General features: G+C 75.4%; 3 protein-coding genes. 1 reads left to right on the top strand and 2 read right to left on the bottom strand.

The annotated features are described in order from the left end of the window. A partial coding sequence (locus ACFVYA_RS49845) for a LysR substrate-binding domain-containing protein (RefSeq protein WP_387055686.1) occupies window positions 1–534 on the top strand: 534 nt, incomplete at its 5' end. Here the strand turns inward: ACFVYA_RS49845 and fdhD are convergent. After that, window positions 522–1355 (bottom strand): formate dehydrogenase accessory sulfurtransferase FdhD, encoded by an 834-nt coding sequence (gene fdhD / locus ACFVYA_RS49840; RefSeq protein ID WP_387055684.1) that lies wholly within the window; start codon window positions 1353–1355, stop codon window positions 522–524. The genes ACFVYA_RS49845 and fdhD overlap by 13 nt on opposite strands. A 1-nt stretch (window position 1356) precedes the next feature. Beyond that, window positions 1357–2667, bottom strand: a complete 1311-nt coding sequence (locus ACFVYA_RS49835; RefSeq protein ID WP_387055682.1) for an OFA family MFS transporter — start codon at window positions 2665–2667, stop codon at window positions 1357–1359. Between the last annotated feature and the right edge of the window lie 50 nt (window positions 2668–2717).

Raw genomic sequence — 2717 nt, 5'->3', positions numbered from 1 at the left:
GGGGCGCCCGGGGCGCCCCCAGCCCCCGAGGGCCCCCGCCGCGCGCCGGCGGCCGATGCGGTCCGGGCACCGGGCCACCCCGCAGCCGAGCCGGCAATCACCACACCCGCCGGAACCCGCCCCACGGCCGACCCCGCCACACCCCGCGACCCCGCGCCACCCACCGAACCGGTCGCCACCCCGCTCGTCGCCGAGGAGCTCGTCCTCGTCACCGCGCCCGGTGGCTCGCGCTCCGCTCCCGCCGATCTCTCCGGGCTGTCGCTGGTGGACTTCCCCGTGGGCTGGGCGATCCGTGAGGCCGTCGACCGTGCCTTTCCCCGCCGGCCGGTTTCGCTGGAGGTCGATGATCTCGGCGTGGCCGCCGGGCTCGTGCGGGCCGGGCTTGCCGCCTGCCTTCTGCCCGCCTCCGCCGCCGCGCGGTTTCCCGAACTCACCGTGCGGCGGTTCGGCCGGCGCGTTCCGTGGCAGCTCGCCGCCGTGCACCGGGCCGATGCCGGCCCCGCCGTCGCCGCCGTACTCGCTCAGCTCGGCTGAAGACCCAGGCGGTCCGGTCGCGTGTAGACGTTCATCGACGTCCCGCGCAGGAAACCGACCAGCGTCAGGCCCAGCTCGGCGGCCAGGTCCACCGCCAGCGACGACGGCGCCGACACCGCGGCCAGCAACGGGATCCCGGCCATCGCCGCCTTCTGCACCAGCTCGAACGACGCCCGCCCGCTCACCATCAGCGCCGTCCCGGACAGCGGGAGCTCGCCGGCCCGGGTCGCCGAGCCGACGACCTTGTCCACCGCGTTGTGCCGTCCGACGTCTTCGCGCAGGCACCGCAGCTTCCCGTCCGCGTCGAACAAGCCCGCCGCGTGGAGGCCGCCGGTGCGGTCGAAGACCCGTTGCGCCGCACGGAGTTCGGCCGGCAACCCGGCCAGGGTCGCCGGGCCGGTCGCGAACGGGTCGCCGGCGATCGGCCAGGTGACCGTCGTGCGCACCGCGTCCAGGCTCGCCTTGCCGCACAGGCCGCACGAGGACGTCGTGTAGAAGTTGCGCTCCAGCGAGGCGTCCGGCGGAGCGACGCCGTCCGCGAGCACGACATCGAGGACGTTGTAGGTGTTGCCGCCGTCGACCGTGGCGCCGGCGCAGTAGCGGATCGACCGGATGTCGGCCGCCGCGCGGACCACGCCTTCGCCGAGCAGGAACCCGGCGGCGAGGTCGAAGTCGTCGCCGGGTGTCCGCATCGTGATCGTCAACGGCTTCCCGGCGACCCGGATCTCCAGGGGTTCCTCGACGGTCAGCGTGTCCGGCCGCGTGGTGTGCCCGCCGTCGTGGACGCGCAGCACCCGCCGCCTGCTGGTCATCCGCCCCACGTCACGCCACCGGCAGCAGCGACTTGGGCCGGCCCGGCTGGGACAGCCGCCCGGACAGCACCGCCGCGGCCAGGCTCAGCACCCCGGCCGCGGTGAACGCGCCGGCGAACCCGTGCGCCGTCACGACCAGCGCGGCCGGCCCGATCCCCACCACGGCACCCACGGCCTTGGCGCTGTAGAGGATCCCGAAGTTCTGCGCCGCCGACTCCTCGCCGAAGTACTCGCGCACCAGGCCGACGAGCAGCGTGTAGCAGCAGCCGTTGCCGAGGCCGGCCAGCACCACGCCCACCAGCAGGCCGGTGGGGTGCCGGTGGGCCCCGGAGTAGAACAGCACGAACTGGGCGACACCGCCCGCGAGCAGCGCGAACCGCAGGATCCGGTGCCGGCCGAGCCGGTCGGCGAACCGTCCGATGAGGACCCGGCCGCTGCCGGTCGCCGCGGCGAGCAGCGCCAGTGCGGCCGCAGCGAGCCCGGGCCCGCCGCGCGCGGCGGTGAACGTCGCCAGGTAGGCCAGGTCGAACAGCAGGACGGCGGCCGCGAGCACGACGACGAGGTACAGCGAAAGCGTCGTACCGCACCGGAACAGTTCCGCCGGCCGGTAGTGCCGGACCGCGGGACGCCGGTTGTGCGCCCGGTCGAGCGCCCAGGCCCGGGGTTCGGGCGTGGCGGGCCACCAGTGCCGCGGCGGGTACCGCAGCAGCGCGGCGCACCCGGCGATGACGACGAGCACGACGGCGGCGGTGACGTCCAAGAGCGCCGGGCGCGCGGCCGGCAGGGCGGCGGCGAGCACGACGAAGGGAACGCTGCCGCAGGCGAACGCCCCGCTCACGATGCCCGCGCGGGAGCCGGTGGCGTCGGGGAACCAGGCGAGCACCGCGCCGATGCACGTGGCGTACACCAGACCGGTGCCGAGTCCGCCGAGCACGGAGTAGCCGAGGAACACGGCGGTCAGGCTGGTCGCGTGGCCGAGCGTCACGAGCCCGGCGGCGCACAGGACCGCGCCGGCCGCCATCGCCGCGGGGGCGGGGAACAGGCCGCGATCCCGGAGCCACGCCACCGGGAACGCGGCCCCGGCCTGGCAGACGGCCCACACCGCGAGCGCGAGGACGATCCCGCCGAACGTCCAGCCGGGCGTCCGGGTCAGCGACGGCACGATCGCGCCGAAGCCGTACTGCTGCACCCCGGCGGCGAGCATGGCCGCCGCGGCGAGCCCGGTGATCCACGCCCGCGGCCGGCCGAGCAATTCCCGGTCGGACTCACCGACGCGATACCGCCGTCCGTAGACGTCCCGCAGTTCGCGCACCTCGGCCACGTCGACCGCCTCCTGCCAAACTGAAGATTGTATGCAGTATGGAGAAGACC

Origin of the sequence: Amycolatopsis sp. NPDC058278, assembly GCF_042881395.1 — a bacterium.
GTDB lineage: Bacteria > Actinomycetota > Actinomycetes > Mycobacteriales > Pseudonocardiaceae > Amycolatopsis.
The sequence above is the reverse complement of the archived record's forward strand: the minus strand, read 5'-3'. Positions and strand labels throughout refer to the sequence as shown.